The sequence below is a fragment of the Dyadobacter sp. OTU695 genome (assembly GCF_038440355.1).
In the GTDB taxonomy this organism is placed as follows: Bacteria; Bacteroidota; Bacteroidia; order Cytophagales; family Spirosomataceae; genus Dyadobacter.
Genome location: NZ_JASATN010000001.1, coordinates 1041148 through 1057164 on the forward strand (window position 1 = coordinate 1041148; position 16017 = coordinate 1057164).

At 53.9% G+C, this 16017-nt stretch carries 11 protein-coding genes; 6 read left to right on the forward strand and 5 right to left on the reverse strand.

Annotation, left to right across the window (positions count from 1 at the left end; translation table 11 throughout):
• Positions 1-101 precede the first annotated feature (101 nt).
• Complete coding sequence (locus tag AAHB90_RS04300; protein ID WP_342083673.1) at positions 102-3401, forward strand: DUF1553 domain-containing protein; 3300 nt, start codon at positions 102-104, stop codon at positions 3399-3401.
• Between the two features lie 7 nt (positions 3402-3408).
• On the forward strand, positions 3409-4881 hold the full coding sequence (locus AAHB90_RS04305) for a DUF1501 domain-containing protein (RefSeq protein ID WP_342083674.1): 1473 nt from the start codon (positions 3409-3411) through the stop codon (positions 4879-4881).
• 81 nt (positions 4882-4962) lie between these two features.
• On the opposite strand, the gene AAHB90_RS04310 is transcribed toward AAHB90_RS04305, so the two are convergent.
• Both AAHB90_RS04310 and AAHB90_RS04315 read right to left on the reverse strand, forming a co-directional pair.
• Entirely contained in the window at positions 4963-6300 is a 1338-nt protein-coding gene (locus AAHB90_RS04310; RefSeq protein ID WP_342083675.1) for an amidohydrolase family protein, read from the reverse strand.
• Between the two features lie 82 nt (positions 6301-6382).
• Positions 6383-7231, reverse strand: coding sequence for a helix-turn-helix transcriptional regulator (locus AAHB90_RS04315; RefSeq protein WP_342083676.1), 849 nt, complete (start codon positions 7229-7231; stop codon positions 6383-6385).
• A 208-nt stretch (positions 7232-7439) separates the two neighbouring features.
• Here AAHB90_RS04315 and AAHB90_RS04320 point away from each other — a divergent pair, with 208 nt between their 5' ends.
• From AAHB90_RS04320 to AAHB90_RS04335, 4 genes are all read left to right on the forward strand, one after another.
• Positions 7440-7682, forward strand: a complete 243-nt coding sequence (locus AAHB90_RS04320) for a hypothetical protein (protein ID WP_342083677.1) — start codon at positions 7440-7442, stop codon at positions 7680-7682.
• A gap of 86 nt (positions 7683-7768) precedes the next feature.
• Complete coding sequence (locus AAHB90_RS04325) at positions 7769-9178, forward strand: sulfatase family protein (protein ID WP_342083678.1); 1410 nt, start codon at positions 7769-7771, stop codon at positions 9176-9178.
• A gap of 46 nt (positions 9179-9224) precedes the next feature.
• Entirely contained in the window at positions 9225-10643 is a 1419-nt protein-coding gene (locus AAHB90_RS04330) for a sulfatase family protein (RefSeq protein ID WP_342083679.1), read from the forward strand.
• 84 nt (positions 10644-10727) lie between these two features.
• A complete protein-coding gene (locus AAHB90_RS04335; protein ID WP_342083680.1) occupies positions 10728-11957 on the forward strand; it encodes a mandelate racemase/muconate lactonizing enzyme family protein in 1230 nt (409 codons plus the stop codon).
• Positions 11958-12092: 135 nt separating this feature from the next.
• Here the strand turns inward: AAHB90_RS04335 and AAHB90_RS04340 are convergent, their stop codons facing one another.
• The 3 genes from AAHB90_RS04340 to AAHB90_RS04350 all read right to left on the reverse strand — a co-directional run bounded on the left by AAHB90_RS04340 (position 12093) and on the right by AAHB90_RS04350 (position 15905).
• Positions 12093-12806: a DUF421 domain-containing protein gene (locus tag AAHB90_RS04340; protein WP_342083681.1), complete on the reverse strand. Its 714-nt coding sequence runs from the start codon at positions 12804-12806 to the stop codon at positions 12093-12095.
• Between the two features lie 253 nt (positions 12807-13059).
• Positions 13060-14364: a T9SS type A sorting domain-containing protein gene (locus tag AAHB90_RS04345; RefSeq protein ID WP_342083682.1), complete on the reverse strand. Its 1305-nt coding sequence runs from the start codon at positions 14362-14364 to the stop codon at positions 13060-13062.
• Between the two features lie 14 nt (positions 14365-14378).
• The gene (locus AAHB90_RS04350) at positions 14379-15905 is read right to left on the reverse strand and encodes a tail fiber domain-containing protein (RefSeq protein WP_342083683.1); all 1527 of its coding nucleotides are present in this window, start codon (positions 15903-15905) and stop codon (positions 14379-14381) included.
• Between the last annotated feature and the right edge of the window lie 112 nt (positions 15906-16017).

Here is a 16017-nt window from a genome sequence, read left to right on the forward strand (position 1 = left end):
TTAAATTAAAAACTTTAATCACAATAAATGACTAAGAAATAGCGAAGCCTGTCTTTTAGTTTCCGAGGGGCATATTCCCGGGGAAATCCATGAGGTCGCTAATGAAGAAGCTTGCTTTTGGGAACGGTGGAAAAATGGTAGTTGCGGCATTCTCATGCCTGTTGCTGCTGCTGGGATGCGGCGTTGAAAAGCCGGAAGAAGTGGCGCTGGCATTGAAGGAAATACCCGGCGAGCTGGATTTTAACTACGACGTCAAACCGATTCTCTCCGACAAATGCTTTGCCTGCCACGGCCCCGACTCCAAAAAACAAAAAGCCGGATTACGGCTGGATACCGAGGAAGGTGCTTATAAAGCGCTGGAAAATATAGAAAATCGGCAGGCGACCTTGTGGCCCGCCGGTGCCCGGCATGCAATCGTTCCGGGCGATCTGTCTGCCAGTGAAGTTTATGCCCGTCTCATTTCGCAAGACCCGGATGTGAAAATGCCGCCACTGGCTTCCAACCTTACATTATCAGTTAAGGAAATAGCGGTACTCACGCGGTGGATCGAGCAGGGAGCTAAATACAAACCGCATTGGTCGTTCATCAAACCCGAAAAACCCCGGTTGCCCAAACCGGCGCTGGCAGGGTGGGCGCGTATGCCGATCGACAACTTCATTCTCGAAAAGCTGGAAAAGGCAAAACTGTCGCCATCGACCGAAGCCAGCCGCGAAGACCTGATCCGCCGGGCCAGTTTCGACCTGACCGGCCTGCCGCCCACACTCGCAGAAATCGACGCATTCGTGGCGGATAAGTCGCCTGATGCCTACCCGAACCTGCTCGACCGCCTTCTGCAATCGCCTGCCTACGGAGAAAGAATGGCCAGTGAGTGGATGGACGTTTCGCGCTATGCCGACAGTGACGGTTACCTCGACGATAAACACCGCGACTTTTCACCCTGGCGCGATTGGGTCATCAGCGCCTTCAACCGCAACATACCCTATAACCGGTTCGTGACCATGCAGCTCGCCGGCGACCTTTTACCTGACAAAACCAAAGAAACCATCCTGGCCACGGCATTCAACCGGCTGCACAAGAAAAGCTCGGAAGCCGGGATTGTATTTGAGGAATACCGCGTGGAATACAATGCAGACCGCGTGCAAACCCTGGGGCAGGGCATCCTGGGCCTTTCGGTACAATGCGCGCGCTGCCACGATCACAAATATGACCCTATCAGCCAGGAGGCATATTATAAAATGTTCGGGCTTTTCAATAGTACCAACGAAACCGGAAGCCCTGTCTACGGCCCCGACCAGACACCTGGTCCTGCATTACTCCTTACCACGAAGGAAAATGAAGAAATGCTCCGGTTTTTCGACCGTAAGATCACAGGACTGACTAACCAGCTCACCAGTAGTAAGGACAACCCGGGAGATCAGCTGAGCAAGTGGCTGAATAGCGGAACACCGTCTGAAAAGCTGCTCGGTCAGAAGATCCGTGAAAGCTTGGTAGCCTATTACCCATTTGAAAAGATCACCCAAACGGCCGATGGCAAGACGGTCATGCCCAATGCGATCAATCCAAAGCAACTTGCCCAATGCAATGAAATCATCCTGAAACCCGGCGTGAAGGGCAATGCCTATTTTGTGTCGGATTACAATTCTATTAAGCTGGGCAACAACATCGGCTGGCACGAAAGGACGGAGCCCTTTTCGGTTGAACTCTGGATTAATCCGAATACCGTCTATCCCGACGCAGGCATATTTTACCATTGCGAAGACCTGCGCCTTGGCTATAAGGGCTATTCGCTGCGGCTGGTAAACAATAAATTACAGTTCATCATCGCGCATTCCTATCCGCAAAACGCCATTCAGGTAAGCACGCTCGCGCCAGTGCCCGTGAAGAAATGGACGAAGGTTACCGTGACTTACGATGGTTCCAGCAAGGCGGCCGGGACAAGGATTTATGTGAATGGAGAACCGGCGAAAACGGTGGCCGACATTGATCATCTTTACAAAGGTATTTTGTATGAAAAAGATATTCATACTTATGGTTTTCAGGGCTTTATGGTCGGCCAGCGGAACCTGCTTATTCCTTTTAAAGACGGTGGGATTGACGAACTGAGGATTTACGATAAAGCGCTGACGGCCCTTGAAATCTTGTATAACCATAATCCGGAAAAGGCGGCCGGCATGCTGAAAGCGCAGGTTTCCCCTGATCAGCAGGCGATGGTGAAGGATTTTTATAATGCGCATTTCAATGCAAAGGCCCTGTCGTTGCGCGATAGCCTGAAAGCGAGCATGGACGTGCAGAACCGGTTGATTAACAGCATCCCGGAACTGATGGTCATGGGCGACCTTCCCAAGCCGCGGCCGACTTACGTGCTTGCGCGAGGCGCCTATAACGCACCTGGTAAGCAGGTGACACCGGGTGCGCTGGATGCAGTAATGCTTTTTGAAGGAAAATTTCCCCAAAACAGGCTGGGACTGGCGCGCTGGCTTTTCGACAAAAACAACCCGTTGACGGCACGGGTATTCGTTAACCGGATCTGGCAAATGCATTTCGGAAACGGCATCGTGCGGTCTTCCGCAGACTTTGGTAACCAGGGTAACCTCCCGTCGCATCCCGAACTCCTCGATTGGCTGGCCGTCGATTTTATGGATTCCGGTTGGAATATTAAAAGGTTGCATAAGCTGATCATGCTCTCGGCAACCTACCGGCAAACGTCCAGGACAACGCCCGAATTGCTTGAAAAAGACCCGGATAATACCCTGCTGGCAAGAGGTGCGCGATTCCGGTTTACGGCTGAAATGATACGCGACAACTCGCTTGCGATCAGTGGGCTGCTGGTAAAACGGATTGGCGGCAGAAGCGTTTATCCATATCAGCCGGCAGGCCTGTGGGACGAGCTGAGCGACAAGGTGTGGCGTTACAAATACCAACAGGAACCCGGCGAGGGACTGTACCGAAGAAGTCTCTATACGATCTGGAAACGAACTTCGCCACCACCGTCGATGCTGATCTTCGACGCGCCCGAACGAGGAGAATGCGTAGCGAAGCGCCGCTCGACCAGCACGCCCTTGCAGGCATTGGTGCTGCTGAACGACCCGCAGTATGTGGAGGCGTCCAGGGCATTGGCGGAGAATGTCCTGCACAAATGCAAGTCGGGCGGAGCTAATGCCACAAGCCTCGCATTCAGGTTGATAACCGGCCGGAAACCCGACCGGACTGAGCAAAATATTCTCGCTGATTTTTACACGGAAGAACTCAAACGCTTCCGCGCCCAGCCCGCACAGGCGCTCGAATACCTGCGTACGGGCGAGCGAAAGTGGGATACGACGCTGCCGCCCGCGGAAATAGCCGCACTGGCAACGGTTTCCAATTCGATCATGAATACCGACGAGGGGCATACCCGCAAATGATATGGTTATGGAAGATTTGAAAAAGGTATTAACGCAACTCAACCGCCGCGATTTTCTCACAAAGGCAGGCCTCGGTTTCGGTTCAATTGCACTTTCAAGCATTTTGCAGGCTGGTACCTCGCCGGGTGCTCGAAGGAGCGAGGAAGGCAATAGTGAATCGGCCGTGACGCCGTTTGTACGCGGCCCGCATTTTTCTCCCAAAGCCAAGCGGATTATTTACCTGTTCCAAAGCGGCGGGCCTTCGCAGCTGGAAACATTCGATTACAAGCCCGCGTTGGCCAAATGGCACGGCCGCGAAATCCCGGATTCCATTAAATCGACGCAGCGAAACTCGGGGATGGTAGCAGGTCAGTCGACGTTTCCCTTGGTCAAATCGATTTATGATTTCAGGCAATATGGCCGGTCCGGCGCGTGGGTGAGTGAGCTTTTGCCCTATACGGCCGGCATTGTGGATGAATTGTGTATCGTGAAATCGGTATTTACGGAGGCGATCAATCACGAGCCGGCGGTGATGTTCGTACAGACCGGCTCCCAGCAGAGTGGCCGGCCATCGATGGGCTCGTGGCTGAGTTACGGATTAGGCTCCGATAATCAGAATTTGCCGCATTTTATGGTGTTGATATCCAAGGGCATAAGCGGCGATCAGCCGTTGAGTACCGCGGCCTGGGCCAATGGATTTCTGGCGTCGCACCACCAGGGTGTGCAACTCAGGGCGGGGAAGGATCCGGTACTTTACCTCCAAAACCCGTATGGGGTGCACAAGGAAGACCGGCGCCGCGCATTGGACCGCATTAAGGAGCTGAACGAGCACCAGTACACGCTTTGGGGCGACCCGGAAATTCAGTCGAAGATCAGCCAGTATGAAATGGCGTATAAAATGCAGACTTCGGTGCCCGACGCGGTGGATACCTCCGGTGAGCCCGAGTATATCTACAAAATGTATGGGGAAGATGCGCGCAGGCCTGGCACTTTCGCTGCAAATTGCCTTCTAGCCCGGCGTATGGCCGAGCGCGACGTGAAGTTTATACAGCTTTACCACATGGGTTGGGACCAGCACGGCGACTTGCCGAAAAACATCGCCAAACAGGCCAGGGATGTCGATCAGGCCTCGGCAGCGCTGGTGAAAGACCTGAAACAGCGGGGACTACTGGAAGATACACTGGTAGTTTGGGGTGGAGAATTTGGCCGTACCAGCTTTTCACAGGGCAAGCTCACGGCCGACAATTACGGCCGCGACCATCACCCCGGCTGTTTTTCGATGTGGATGACTGGCGGCGGCATTAAAACCGGCCAGGTTTACGGTGAAACGGATGAGTTTAGCTACAATGTCGTGAAAGACGGTGTGCATGTACACGATTTCCAGGCGACATTGCTACACCTGTTCGGGCTCGATCACGAGAAGCTGGTATTCAAGCATCAGGGCCGTCGGTACCGGCTCACGGACGTGCACGGAAAGGTCATTAAGGGACTGATCGCCTAACCCACCCATCCCTGACCCCTCCCGACTACATCTGACCCTCCTGACTATTAATGACCCCTCCTGACCATCCCTGACCGTCATTTAGTTCCGGTAAACCAGTCTTCCACGATGCACGAGCGCTTTCACAGGCGAAATACGTGCAACAGCCTCGGCCGAGCAGCTTGCTTCCACCAGCACAACACTCGCTTCGTCGCCAGCCTTTGGCCATTGCTGTTTCCCTTTGTCGTCGAGCGGCAGGATATCGCCGGTAGCCAGTTTCAGGCAGCGCGACAGGTCCAGTTCCGTCGAATGGCCGTAAAGTTGCGCCATCAGGTTCGACTTCTGCAATACGCTTCCCGATCCGAATGTATTCCAGTGATCCACAATGCTGTCGTTGCCCGTCATCACCTTTACGCCGTAACGGTAGAGCGTCGGAATAGGCATGATGGTACTGCCGAATGGAATGGTTGAAATCACGCCTACGCGTGCGTGAGCGAGCTTTTCGGCAGTTTCTTCCAGTTTCGGCTTTTCGAGCCGCGCGAGTACGAAGCAATGGCTGAGGAACGTTTTGCCTGCCAGTGTCGGATTTTCGATTACTTTTTGGGTCAGGTATTCTACTGTCCGCAGGCCCGGCTCACCGCCTTCGTGCAGGTGAATGTCTATGCCTTTTCCGTGGTCCAATGCAAGTTGTACGATGAAGTCGATCTGCTTTTCGACGCTGCCGTCGATGGCATTAGGGTCGAGGCCGCCGATGAAGTCGATATCCATTGCCGCGGCTTCTTTCATCAATTGTTCGGAATGCGAATAGAAAACCCCGTGCTGCGGAAATGCGACGAGTTCAGTCCCGAATGTAGCCTTCTTATTTTCAATCGCCTTTTGAAGATTTTTCAGCGAATCCAGCTTCGAAGTCGGTTCGATATTGACGTGACTTCTGGCAAAGTTCGTCCCTTTCGATTGCAGCAGTTCGATGATCTTTTCGGCGCGGTAGGTCGAAGTTTTCAGGAGTTCGGGTAACGTTTTCCGCTCAAATTCGATCATATCCTTCACCGACCGGTTTTTCGCCAGCCGTGCCTTCCACGGGCCTCCGTAAAAAGTTTTATCCAGGTGAATATGCATATCCCTGAACGCCGGCAGCATCAGTTGTCCTTTGGCATCCGTAGCATCGGCTTTGGGATCGTTAGGGAGCACAGCGCTGATCTTCCCGTCCTCGATCCTGACAAGGAAAAGGCCGGTTTCGGTGGCGATTACTTCTCCGTCTTCATACACGAAGCCGGTTTCCAGCCGCACATTTTTCAGCGTCCATTTTTTTGCCGGCTTGTGGCCGGTTCCCGCTTGCTGCGCCGCGCCGGAAGCAAATGTACCAGGCTTTTTGACGAGTATTTCGCCCGCCAGCAACAGACCGGAACTTTGAATAAACGTTTTGCGGGAAATGGATTCCATGTGTATGGGATTAAGGTTTATGCAAAATTAACCCCGATAGCGCTTTGAAACGATGCGCTATTTATCCCATAACTTGTAGAATTTATAACGCATTGCGAAAAGCACGTGGCGAGAGGCCTGTCTGAGCCTTAAAGAAGTTGGAAAAATGAGGAAGATCACTGAACCCAAGTTCAAAAGCGATTTCCTTCGCGGATTGTCCTGAAACCAGCAGGAGGCGCTTTGCTTCCAGGCCGACGCGGTTATGAATCAGGAATGTAGCCGGTACATGTAAATGCCTTTTGCAGAGAATATTCAGGTAGTTGGGCGAGATATTGAGCTGGTCCGCATAGAATGCCACGGTCTTGTGGGTTTTGAAATGCATATCCACCAGCGCGTGGTATTTAAAAAGGATAGGGTTGGCACGATAGGCGCCGATATCCTCGTAGATGCGCTCGGCTTCGCGGCTTACCAGTTGCAAAGCCATCCGGCTGCGAAGTTGTACCATATCCCAATCGACAGCAGCCGCACCCAGTTCGCTTTCCAGGGATTCCAGCTCGTAGCATATTGCCTGGAAGACGTCGTGTGGTAAACCGATCACCTGGTGGTTCCGGTAGGATATAAACGACAAACGCAGGAAGTTGGAGGATGTCTCAAAAGCGCGCCGCCCGACCATCAGCTGAAATCCCGAGGTGTCCTCGTCGAGCTCCCAGCGATGTACCTGGCCCGGAAACAGCAAATGCACCTGGTTGCCCTTCACGGCATAATCAACGAAGTCAATGGAATGCGTGCCGCCGCCTTTTTTCACGACAAAAAGCATGAAGAAGTCGTGCTTGTGCGGCTTCTCGATCCGGCTCTTGCCGTCTACCTCATGGCGCAAAAGCTTATAGCCCGACTCCGCAGAAGAGTCGAAAGCATCGATGCCAAGTGTCGGAAATGCCGTTTTTGTATTCATAGGCTGAATTTACAAAAAATGCGGCTAGGGGGTTCCCGGTTCTTATTGTAAGGTCAAACAGCTTTATCGCGCCGCGCCGGACGCCTGCGGTTGGTGGTACGATTTCGAATATCTGCCCGGTTTTGGAGCCAGGGATTATCATTTTACTACATTTGTATATAAAATCTATAATTTTTATAGACTATATAACCAATCGTTGTAAAGAGGCATGAAGACTTATCAACTTAAACTAACTTATCCTGAAACGCTTAGCGTGCACCACATCACGACATTGGTAGAGTCGGTGCGGGGTGTGAAGATCCAGCGGCTGAATATCATCGGACGCGGACGAGAGTTCGTCGGAGTCCTGGTGGTAGAAGCTGCGGGGCTGCTGCATTATGATTCGCTGATCGAGCGGATCCGGTCGCGGCAGGAGGTACTGCTCGACGAGCCCGAGGTGGCGGCATTGTGACCTTTAAACGGTTGCAACGCCCTCAGGATCGGGATGGTAACAAATGGGCCATCCGATCTTTTGTAGTAAAATGACAACCACCGAAGATGCTTAAAACATTTAAAATCTGCATTGTTCTCAACGTGATGCTGTCGCTCGGGGCGGCCGTCGCAACGGCGGCCGTCGCATCGGCGACCGACTCCAAAAAGCCCAACATCGTGATCATTATGGCCGATGACCTGGACAGCCGGCAACTGAGCTGCTATGGCGGCCAGAACCTGAACACGACCCATATCGATGCGCTGGCGAAGGACGGGTTGAAATTCCATAACCTCTTTACCTCGGAGGCCATGTGCGTGCCTACGCGGGCGTCGCTCTTCACGGGGCTGTATCCCGTGCGGCATGGCTCGTTCCAGAACCACAAGCCGGTGTACGACAACCTGAAAAGCGTCGGCCATTACCTGGCCGACCTGGGTTACCGGGTAGGACTTACCGGCAAAGACCACGTTACGAAGCCGAAAAGCGTTTTTCCATTCGATATTGTGAACGGCTTCGAGCCCAACTGTGTGGCGCTAACAGACGAGTACCGGCTCGACGACGTGAAGCAATACATAACCACGAGCGACAAGCCTTATTGCCTTTTTGTAATGAGTATCAATCCCCACGCGCCGTGGACGGTAGGCGATACCACCGAATTTGACGCTGCCAAACTCAAACTTCCCGCCAACTGGGTGGACACGCCCGTGACGCGCCGGCAGTTTGTGAAGTACTTGGCGGAGGTGCGTCGGCTCGACGACCAGGTGGGGGAGATCAATGCATTGCTGAAAGAGACCGGGCAGGACAAAAACACGATCCTGATCTTCCTCGGCGAGCAGGGCGCCCAGTTTCCCGGTGCGAAATGGAACCTGTACGACACCGGTCAGCGCAGCTCGATGCTCATCAAATGGCCCGGAAAAGTGAAACCGGCCTCCGAAACCAAAGCATTGGTCCAATACGAAGACATTACCCCGACGCTGATCGACATCGCGGGCGGGAAACCCGTTGCAGGCCTCGACGGGCGCAGCTTTCTGCCTGTTATCTCCGGCAAAAACAAGGAAGCGCGCAATTACGTTTACGGCATTCATAACAACATTCCCGAGGGCGATCCTTACCCGATCCGCAGCATCCGCGACCATCGGTACAAGCTGATCCTTAACCTCGCTTCCGACAAGCCATACTACAACCGCTTCATGATGGACCGCAACCGCAAGGACCGCAATACGGTGTGGTTTTCGTGGGTGGACGATACCGCCGATCCGAAGGCCAAAGCGATCACCAGCCGTTTCGAAAACCGGCCAGCCATGGAGTTTTATGATACTGAACAAGACCCGTTTGAACTGAAAAACCTGGCGGCCGATCCCCAATACGCGCAAAGCATTGCCGGGCTGCGGACAGCGCTCGAAGGTTGGATGAAGCAGCAGGGCGACGAAGGTGCTTCCCTGGATAAGGTTTACCCTAAAAAACAGGAGGCTAAATAAGGTGGCATCGTACTCCCTTAAAATATCGATTTGTAAATAGATTTTTATGCTGAAAAAAGTAGTTCTGGCGGCGCTGCTCTTCTCGTTGGGACAATGGGATGCCCATGCACAGAAGAAGCAGGCCCAGGCACCGAACATCGTCCTGATCGTCTCCGACGACCACAGCGCGCCGTTCCTGGGCAGTTATGGTTACCCGCAGATCAAAACACCAAATATCGACCGGCTCGCGCAGGAGGGCATCCGCTTCAACCGCGCGTACACGACCGCCCCGCAATGCGTACTCTCGCGGGCGGCGATCATGACCGGGCGCAACACGCTCGATGTGCAGATGACCCGCTTTTCCGCCCCGCTGGACGCGTCGGTAACGGCCTATCCCGAACTGCTGCGCAAAGGCGGCTACTACACAGGCATTCTCGGGCGGAACTTTCACCTGGATGGCAACCGCCGCGTGCCCGAAACGGTGACCGTTTTGGAAAAATATGGTTTGGAAACCTTTAAAAACCGCGTCGATTACCTGAATGTGACCGGCAACCGCGATAGTATTTTCCAGCAATACACCGAATTCCTCGATAAGGCGCCTAAGAACAAGCCTTTCTTCGTGCAGGTAGGTTACAGCGACCCGCACCGGATTTTCACTGCCAAAGATTTCGAGCCCGACCCGCAAACGCTCACATTACCCGCGCATTGGCCCGACACCAAAGGCGTAAGGGCGGATTTTGCTTCCTACCTGGGCGAAATCCAGCGGCTCGACAGCGACGTGGGCCGCGTGCTCGAAGACCTGAAAAAACGCGGACTGGAACAAAATACGCTCGTCGTCTTCATCGGTGATAATGGCGGTGCATTGCTGCGCGGCAAGGGCACATTGTACGAGCTGGGCATTCACGTGCCGCTGATCATCCGCCATCCGGGGCTGATCAAAGGCGGGCAGGTAAGCGAGGCGCTCGTGTCGGGCATCGACATTGCGCCTACTTTCCTGAGCGTGGCCGGAATCCCGGTTCCGAAAGATATTACCGGCAAAAGCCTCACGCCCGCATTCACGAACACACAGTATGCCGGCCACGACTACATTTTCGCCGTCCGCGGCGCACACGGGCAGGGGTTGCCAACCAATTCTTCCAATTTCGACCTCGGCAGGACTATTTTCAACAAAAAATACAAGCTGATCTACAATGCGATCTGGCAGATTCCCTACCATCCCGTCGATTTCGCCGGGCAACCCTTTTGGCTGGATCTGAAACAACAACACGCCGAAGGCAAGCTCGACGAGAAATACGACAAACTCCTCTTCGCCGATCGCCGCAAAATGTTCGAAATCTACGACCTGCAAGCCGATCCGGATGAAACCAATAACCTGTCGGGCAAAGCGGAAGTGGCTGCGATCGAGCACGATCTGAAAACCCGCTTGCAGGAATGGATGATTTTGAACCGGGATTATTTACCGCTGCCTATTGCGCCGGAGAATTGAGGTTTGCGGTTCATGGCCCCAGCAAATGCCATGAGGCGCCACCGACCAGATTGAAATTATTAACCACCAGTAAGCCTGTTGCCGATGTTTCGCCGTCAGTTCCTCCAAAATGCTGCCACACTGCCCACACTCGCGCTGGATTTTCCAGCGAAGGATGCGAAGCTTCTTATCACGGGTATCCGCATTCAGGAAGTCAAAGTGAACCAGCGCGGCAATTGGCATTTTGTCGAGCTTTTGACCAATAAAGGCCTTACTGGCCTGGGGGAAGCTTCGCATGGGTTTTCGGCAGCGGTGAAAGACGGCGGGAGCCAGTTGCGAACGGAGCTGAACAGCTTGTTTCAACTTGTAAAAGGGGAATCGCCCTTTGCGGTAGAGCAGTACCGGCAGCGGGGTTTTCAGAAGGCATTTGAGCGCGGCAAGATTGCCATTACAGCGTTTAGCGCCATTGAGCATGCGTTGTGGGACTTAAAAGGAAAGGCGCTCGGCGTGCCGGTGTACGAGTTGCTCGGCGGGAAGTTGCGCAATGCGTTGAAAGTGTATGCCAATATCAACAGGGCTACGAACGGGCGCGACGCCAATGGCCGCAGGCTAATCGGCGCGTTCCAGGCGAATGCCGAAAATGCCTTGAAAAGCGGCTTCAAAGCTGTGAAACTGGCGCCTTTCGATGATATGAAGCCTTTGAAAACCTCCAATGAAACCCAGATCGCTTCCGATATCGACTATGCCGTCAGCTGCATTGAGGCCGTGCGGCAGACCATAGGACCGGATACCGATCTGCTGATCGACGTCCACAGCCATTTGAACCAGGAGCTCGCCATTGCTACGGCCAAACGTTTGGAGAAATCCAAATTGTACTGGTTTGAAGAGCCCGTCGACCCGCAGCAATTCCCAGCCGAAACCCGCGCTATTACCGAGGCAACGGTGCAGCCATCGGCCGGTGGAGAGTCGATTTTCGGCAGGCAAGGCTTTGCGGAACTGATCGCCACGCGCGCGCTTGACGTGATCATGCCCGATGTGAAGCATTGCGGGGGCATCCAGGAGCTGCGTTTTATGGCTGCCTTGGCCGAAACGGCGGGTAACATCGCCATCGCCCCGCATAATCCCAGCGGTCCGGTTTCCACGGCCGCTAGTGTGCAGGTATGCGCTTCTATTCCCAATTTTTCCATTTTGGAATATGCCTATGGCGAAGTCCCCTGGCGTGCGGAACTGCTATCGCCCGCAGAACATTTCGAAAATGGCTCGATCCGCGTGCCCGACGCGCCGGGGTTGGGGCATACATTGAATGCAGCGCTGGTTAAGAAATACGCGGTTTGATGATTGGCATCGTGCATCAGGTGGCTCCGATGGAGCCTTGGCATATCGCATGTATATTATTTTATAAACAGGATGCCGCGCTGCGGCCGAGCGATCGGCAAACCTTCGTCGGCAATCCATAGTCGGCGGTCGAACTCAGCCGATCCGCTTCGCATTCGTCGCCTCCACCCATTCACAAACCTCGCATTCCGCGCAGTTGACGAGCTTTCCTGCGCCTTCGCCGCTTGGCACGTTACCGCGGCGGACGCTGCCGCATTTAGCGCAGGCAATGTAATCGCAATTTTCGTTGCCGGTGAGCTTGCGTTGCAGCTCGTCGGGGAAAATGGGCAGGCCATATCTGACCTCGTCATCGGCATAAAAAAGAACGCTGAACTCGCCGGATGTTTCGATCAGCACGGTGCGGACCTGGCCGAGGTGCTCCACATTGCGCAGGCGCAGTTCGGCGAAAAATTCGTCCTGCGAAAGTCCCGAATTCCGGAACGAGTCGGTGAGTAATTTGCCGTTGCGGATCACATAAAGCGGTTCGCCTTCGAGGATTTTTTCAACTTTGACAAAACGGTCGGAAAGGCGGGTAACGAGCGTATAAAGCGAGATGACGACGAGAAATACGATGAATGCAGGCAAAATGCCCACATCTTCATAAAACATCGGATCGCCTGCGGCGGAACCCAATCCGATAATAAGGACCAGTTCAAAAATAGATAGCTGCTTGATCCCCCGCTTTCCCGACGCCCGGAGCGCCAGCAGGATGATCACAAACATAATAATGGTCCGCACCACCACTTCCAACAGGAACGTAAAGGGATGGTCGTGCATGAGGATTTTCCTCAGTTCGGCAAATTCGGGCATATCAATAGCATTTACCCCTATACGTACAAAATGTATGCCGCGGGGCGGATAATGCCTCGGCCGTTCCGCGACCCCGATAATCACTCCAAGCGGGAGCTGTTCAGCGGCGACCAAAATGCCAGACAGACCGCGACGCAAGTGCAGGGCACATTTTCAATTGCTATCTCGGTGCCGATGAGCAAATTAATTGTCAGTAGGCTAAAATGGTAATGTAAAAGAGGTCTGTAAGATTGCTTGCAGACCTCTTTACTTTTTATTTCCGCAGAAAAAACCGGCTTGTCGCTTCGGTACCGTCCTTGCGGGCCACTTTCAGCAAATAAGTCCCTCCGGGTACATTTTTGATATCCAGCTCGCCGTCTGCAGCCACTTTAACGTCCTGATGGAGGCGACCGGAGAGATCGGTCAGCATCACCCGGGTAATGCCAGAGGGATTGCTGACGTACACTGGTCCGCTGGCAGGGTTTGGAAATACCCATTGTCCGGCGCCGTGCCACTCGACAAGCCTGATGCGGCTGTATGCGTGCGTGCCGTCGCGGTCGATCATGTTGAGGCGGTAAAAGTTTCGCCCACCGGATGGTTGCGCATCGGTAAAGTTGTATTCTTTACGTACAACGCTTTCACCGGTTGCTTTTACGGTTCCTGCCACGGCCCAGGCCTTGCCATCGATGCTGCGCTCGATCTCAAAACGGTCGCTGTTGATTTCCTCCGTCGTAACCCACGTCAGAAGCGCCGTCTGGCCCTCGGGTTTTGCGTCGAAAGAAGCCAGCGTGACCGGCAGCGGAGTGACGCGTGAAGCTAATGTGTAGGCCGTATAGGCGTCGGGCACCAGGGGGCTGAGGGTTGTGATGGACCCCGCCGTTAGGCTGCTGGCACCGCCGAGGATGGAAGTAGCATCAACCTTCGAGGAGATCGGTACCCATTGTGAGCCGTTCCAGCCCGCGATCGTCAGCTTGTCGAGCTGTGCGCCTGTGAGACCGGTAACATTGCTGCCGGCATCCCAGGTAAGCGTAATCGCTGTGGAGTTTGTACCGTTGATATCCCAATATTCGATCGTACTGACGGCTTGCAACGTACCGTCAAATGTAGCGGATGGAAAGGGGCCGCCAGCTGGAAGTACGGGGTAATTACCGCCTCCGAGGTCATCGGTAATGGCCGAGGTGGGGTCCGAATGATAGTAGGCGCCATGGGTGGCATCGGCCGCTGCGGCGAACGGGCCGTAGAAACCGTTGTCGCCCACCGGGAAAACAAATAGGGAAGTTCCATATTTGCGCACATAACCATCCACATGCGCGGCATCGGATGCGCCGGTATGCGAGGCGGTTTCGGTGAAATTAAGCACGCCATTGGGATCGGACCGCACTGTGCCGATAATGCCGGGCAATGCACCGCTACCTCCGTTCCCAAAGTCATGCGCCCCGAAGAAGGTCATCTGAGCGCCTCCGAAAATATAGGTGTTGCCCGAACTGCCCTGCTGGGCCCGGGCCGTTCCCGACAAGGCGATCAGCGCAAGGAATGCACCTCGATGCACCCACGATCCTGAGTAAGTTGCTGTTTTCATATTACCGGGTCGGGTTATTTGCCAATGGCTGTGCCGGAAGCATTGTTATTAGAAGCACTTTTCAGCAGTCTGCGCAGCGACGACACTTCTTCCTGCGAGAGGTTTTTTTGGGAAAGTTCGGCCGTCAGCGATGCATTTTTTGCTTTCAGTTCAGCCAGTTGCGCCTGCAACTGCTCGATCAACGCCTGTTGCTCCTGAACCGCCTTCACGATCAGTGGGGTGACTTTTCCATAATCCACGAGCCACGGTTCTGTTTTGGGGTCCTTACCGCCGATGGTCACCGCATTGGGGAATATTTTGTAAAGGTCCTGAGCGAGGAAGCCGGTAAGCCGGTTTTTCTTTTCATCGATTTTGTAGTTGTAATCCGCTACCCGGACTTTCATCAGGTCGGCCAGGCCATATTTTGTCTTACCGATGTTCTCTTTTAGGCGAATGTCGGAAGTAGTATTGTATTGCACGGAGTTCACATTGTTGGCCGGGCTGCTGATGGAGCCGATGGTATTGCCCGAACGGTTGAATATCTGCCAGTTCAACGCTTCGCCTCCCCCGATCGTCTTTGTCAGATACAGGTTTGCGCCTACCGATGAGCGCTGTACGGCGAGTGTACCGGCTGGATTGAGTTCGACGCCGTCCTCGCTGGAAGTACCCAGGATCATCGCACCGGTAAATGCTCCTGCGGGCATAACACGGGTGACGCCCGCTACCTGCAGACGGGAGTTAGGAGCGGTAACACCCGTTCCGATTCCGACCAAACCGGCTTGGGTAACCGCCATGCGTACGCCACTGTGGTCCTGAATGGTAAAAGCGAGATCTCCCAGGGAGGCATCGCTGCGCATGGCGATACGCATAGGGTAGGTATCGCTGGTCGTGTTGGTAAAATCGATATAGCCATTGGTAACTCCTGCATTCGCCGATGGGTCGCGGAAGAGTTTGATCCCGCCATCCGGTGTTATTCTCGTGCTTTTCAGGTTGTCGGTCGTGCGTGCTTCCACATGCCCGTTCCGGTAAATCCACGCGCCTTTGGTACCGCCGGCATCGTTGGTTGTTCCTTTGAGATACCAGGCGGTGCGATTGGGCGATACATAGCTAGCCCAGCTGCCGCCTTTACAGATGAACTGCTGCCCGAAGGTCGGACTGGTTTCCAGCGTGTCCGTATACAGTTCGCCGTCCGTACAACTTCCGGCCGGCTGGCCTCCGCCGAAAGTATACGTGTAGTTCGATTCGCTGGAAGTAGCCACCCATTTCGTTCCGTCATTATAATAAAAACCGGGTGTAACGTCGTTGGCAGTAGCTGTGTTGTAGACGGTCATACCGGCCACATGTGCGTTGAGCGGGGAGGGATTTGTAGTTTGCGTAAGTGGAAGACGGGGCAATAATAATCCCTTGCTGGTACTTTCGACTTCGAGCATGGAATTGGGGTTAATGGCAGTCGGGTTATCACCGATCTTCACCTGGGCAAACAGGGGCGAAGCACAGAGGCTTAGTCCGAATATCGCTGCCGCGACACGTAGATTCTGGATTTGTAAAAGTCTGATTTTCATAAGTTAAAATTATTTAGAGGTTAAAATTTTAAGGCATGCACCGCATGATGAACGTTCTCAGAACGGCGCTGTCGAAATATTTCTTAACCGAAAGGTCAGGACTCGTGGATGA

Excerpts from the sequence above, each read along its gene's own strand:
- AAHB90_RS04345 (WP_342083682.1), bottom strand. The coding sequence starts at position 14,364 with ATGAAAACAGCAACTTACTCAGGATCGTGGGTGCATCGAGGTGCATTC.
- AAHB90_RS04315 (WP_342083676.1), bottom strand. The coding sequence starts at position 7,231 with ATGAATACAAAAACGGCATTTCCGACACTTGGCATCGATGCTTTCGAC.
- AAHB90_RS04320 (WP_342083677.1), top strand. The coding sequence starts at position 7,440 with ATGAAGACTTATCAACTTAAACTAACTTATCCTGAAACGCTTAGCGTG.
- AAHB90_RS04330 (WP_342083679.1), top strand. The coding sequence starts at position 9,225 with ATGCTGAAAAAAGTAGTTCTGGCGGCGCTGCTCTTCTCGTTGGGACAA.
- AAHB90_RS04335 (WP_342083680.1), top strand. The coding sequence starts at position 10,728 with ATGTTTCGCCGTCAGTTCCTCCAAAATGCTGCCACACTGCCCACACTC.
- AAHB90_RS04300 (WP_342083673.1), top strand. The coding sequence starts at position 102 with ATGAAGAAGCTTGCTTTTGGGAACGGTGGAAAAATGGTAGTTGCGGCA.
- AAHB90_RS04325 (WP_342083678.1), top strand. The coding sequence starts at position 7,769 with ATGCTTAAAACATTTAAAATCTGCATTGTTCTCAACGTGATGCTGTCG.
- AAHB90_RS04350 (WP_342083683.1), bottom strand. The coding sequence starts at position 15,905 with ATGAAAATCAGACTTTTACAAATCCAGAATCTACGTGTCGCGGCAGCG.
- AAHB90_RS04310 (WP_342083675.1), bottom strand. The coding sequence starts at position 6,300 with ATGGAATCCATTTCCCGCAAAACGTTTATTCAAAGTTCCGGTCTGTTG.
- AAHB90_RS04305 (WP_342083674.1), top strand. The coding sequence starts at position 3,409 with ATGGAAGATTTGAAAAAGGTATTAACGCAACTCAACCGCCGCGATTTT.
- AAHB90_RS04340 (WP_342083681.1), bottom strand. The coding sequence starts at position 12,806 with ATGCCCGAATTTGCCGAACTGAGGAAAATCCTCATGCACGACCATCCC.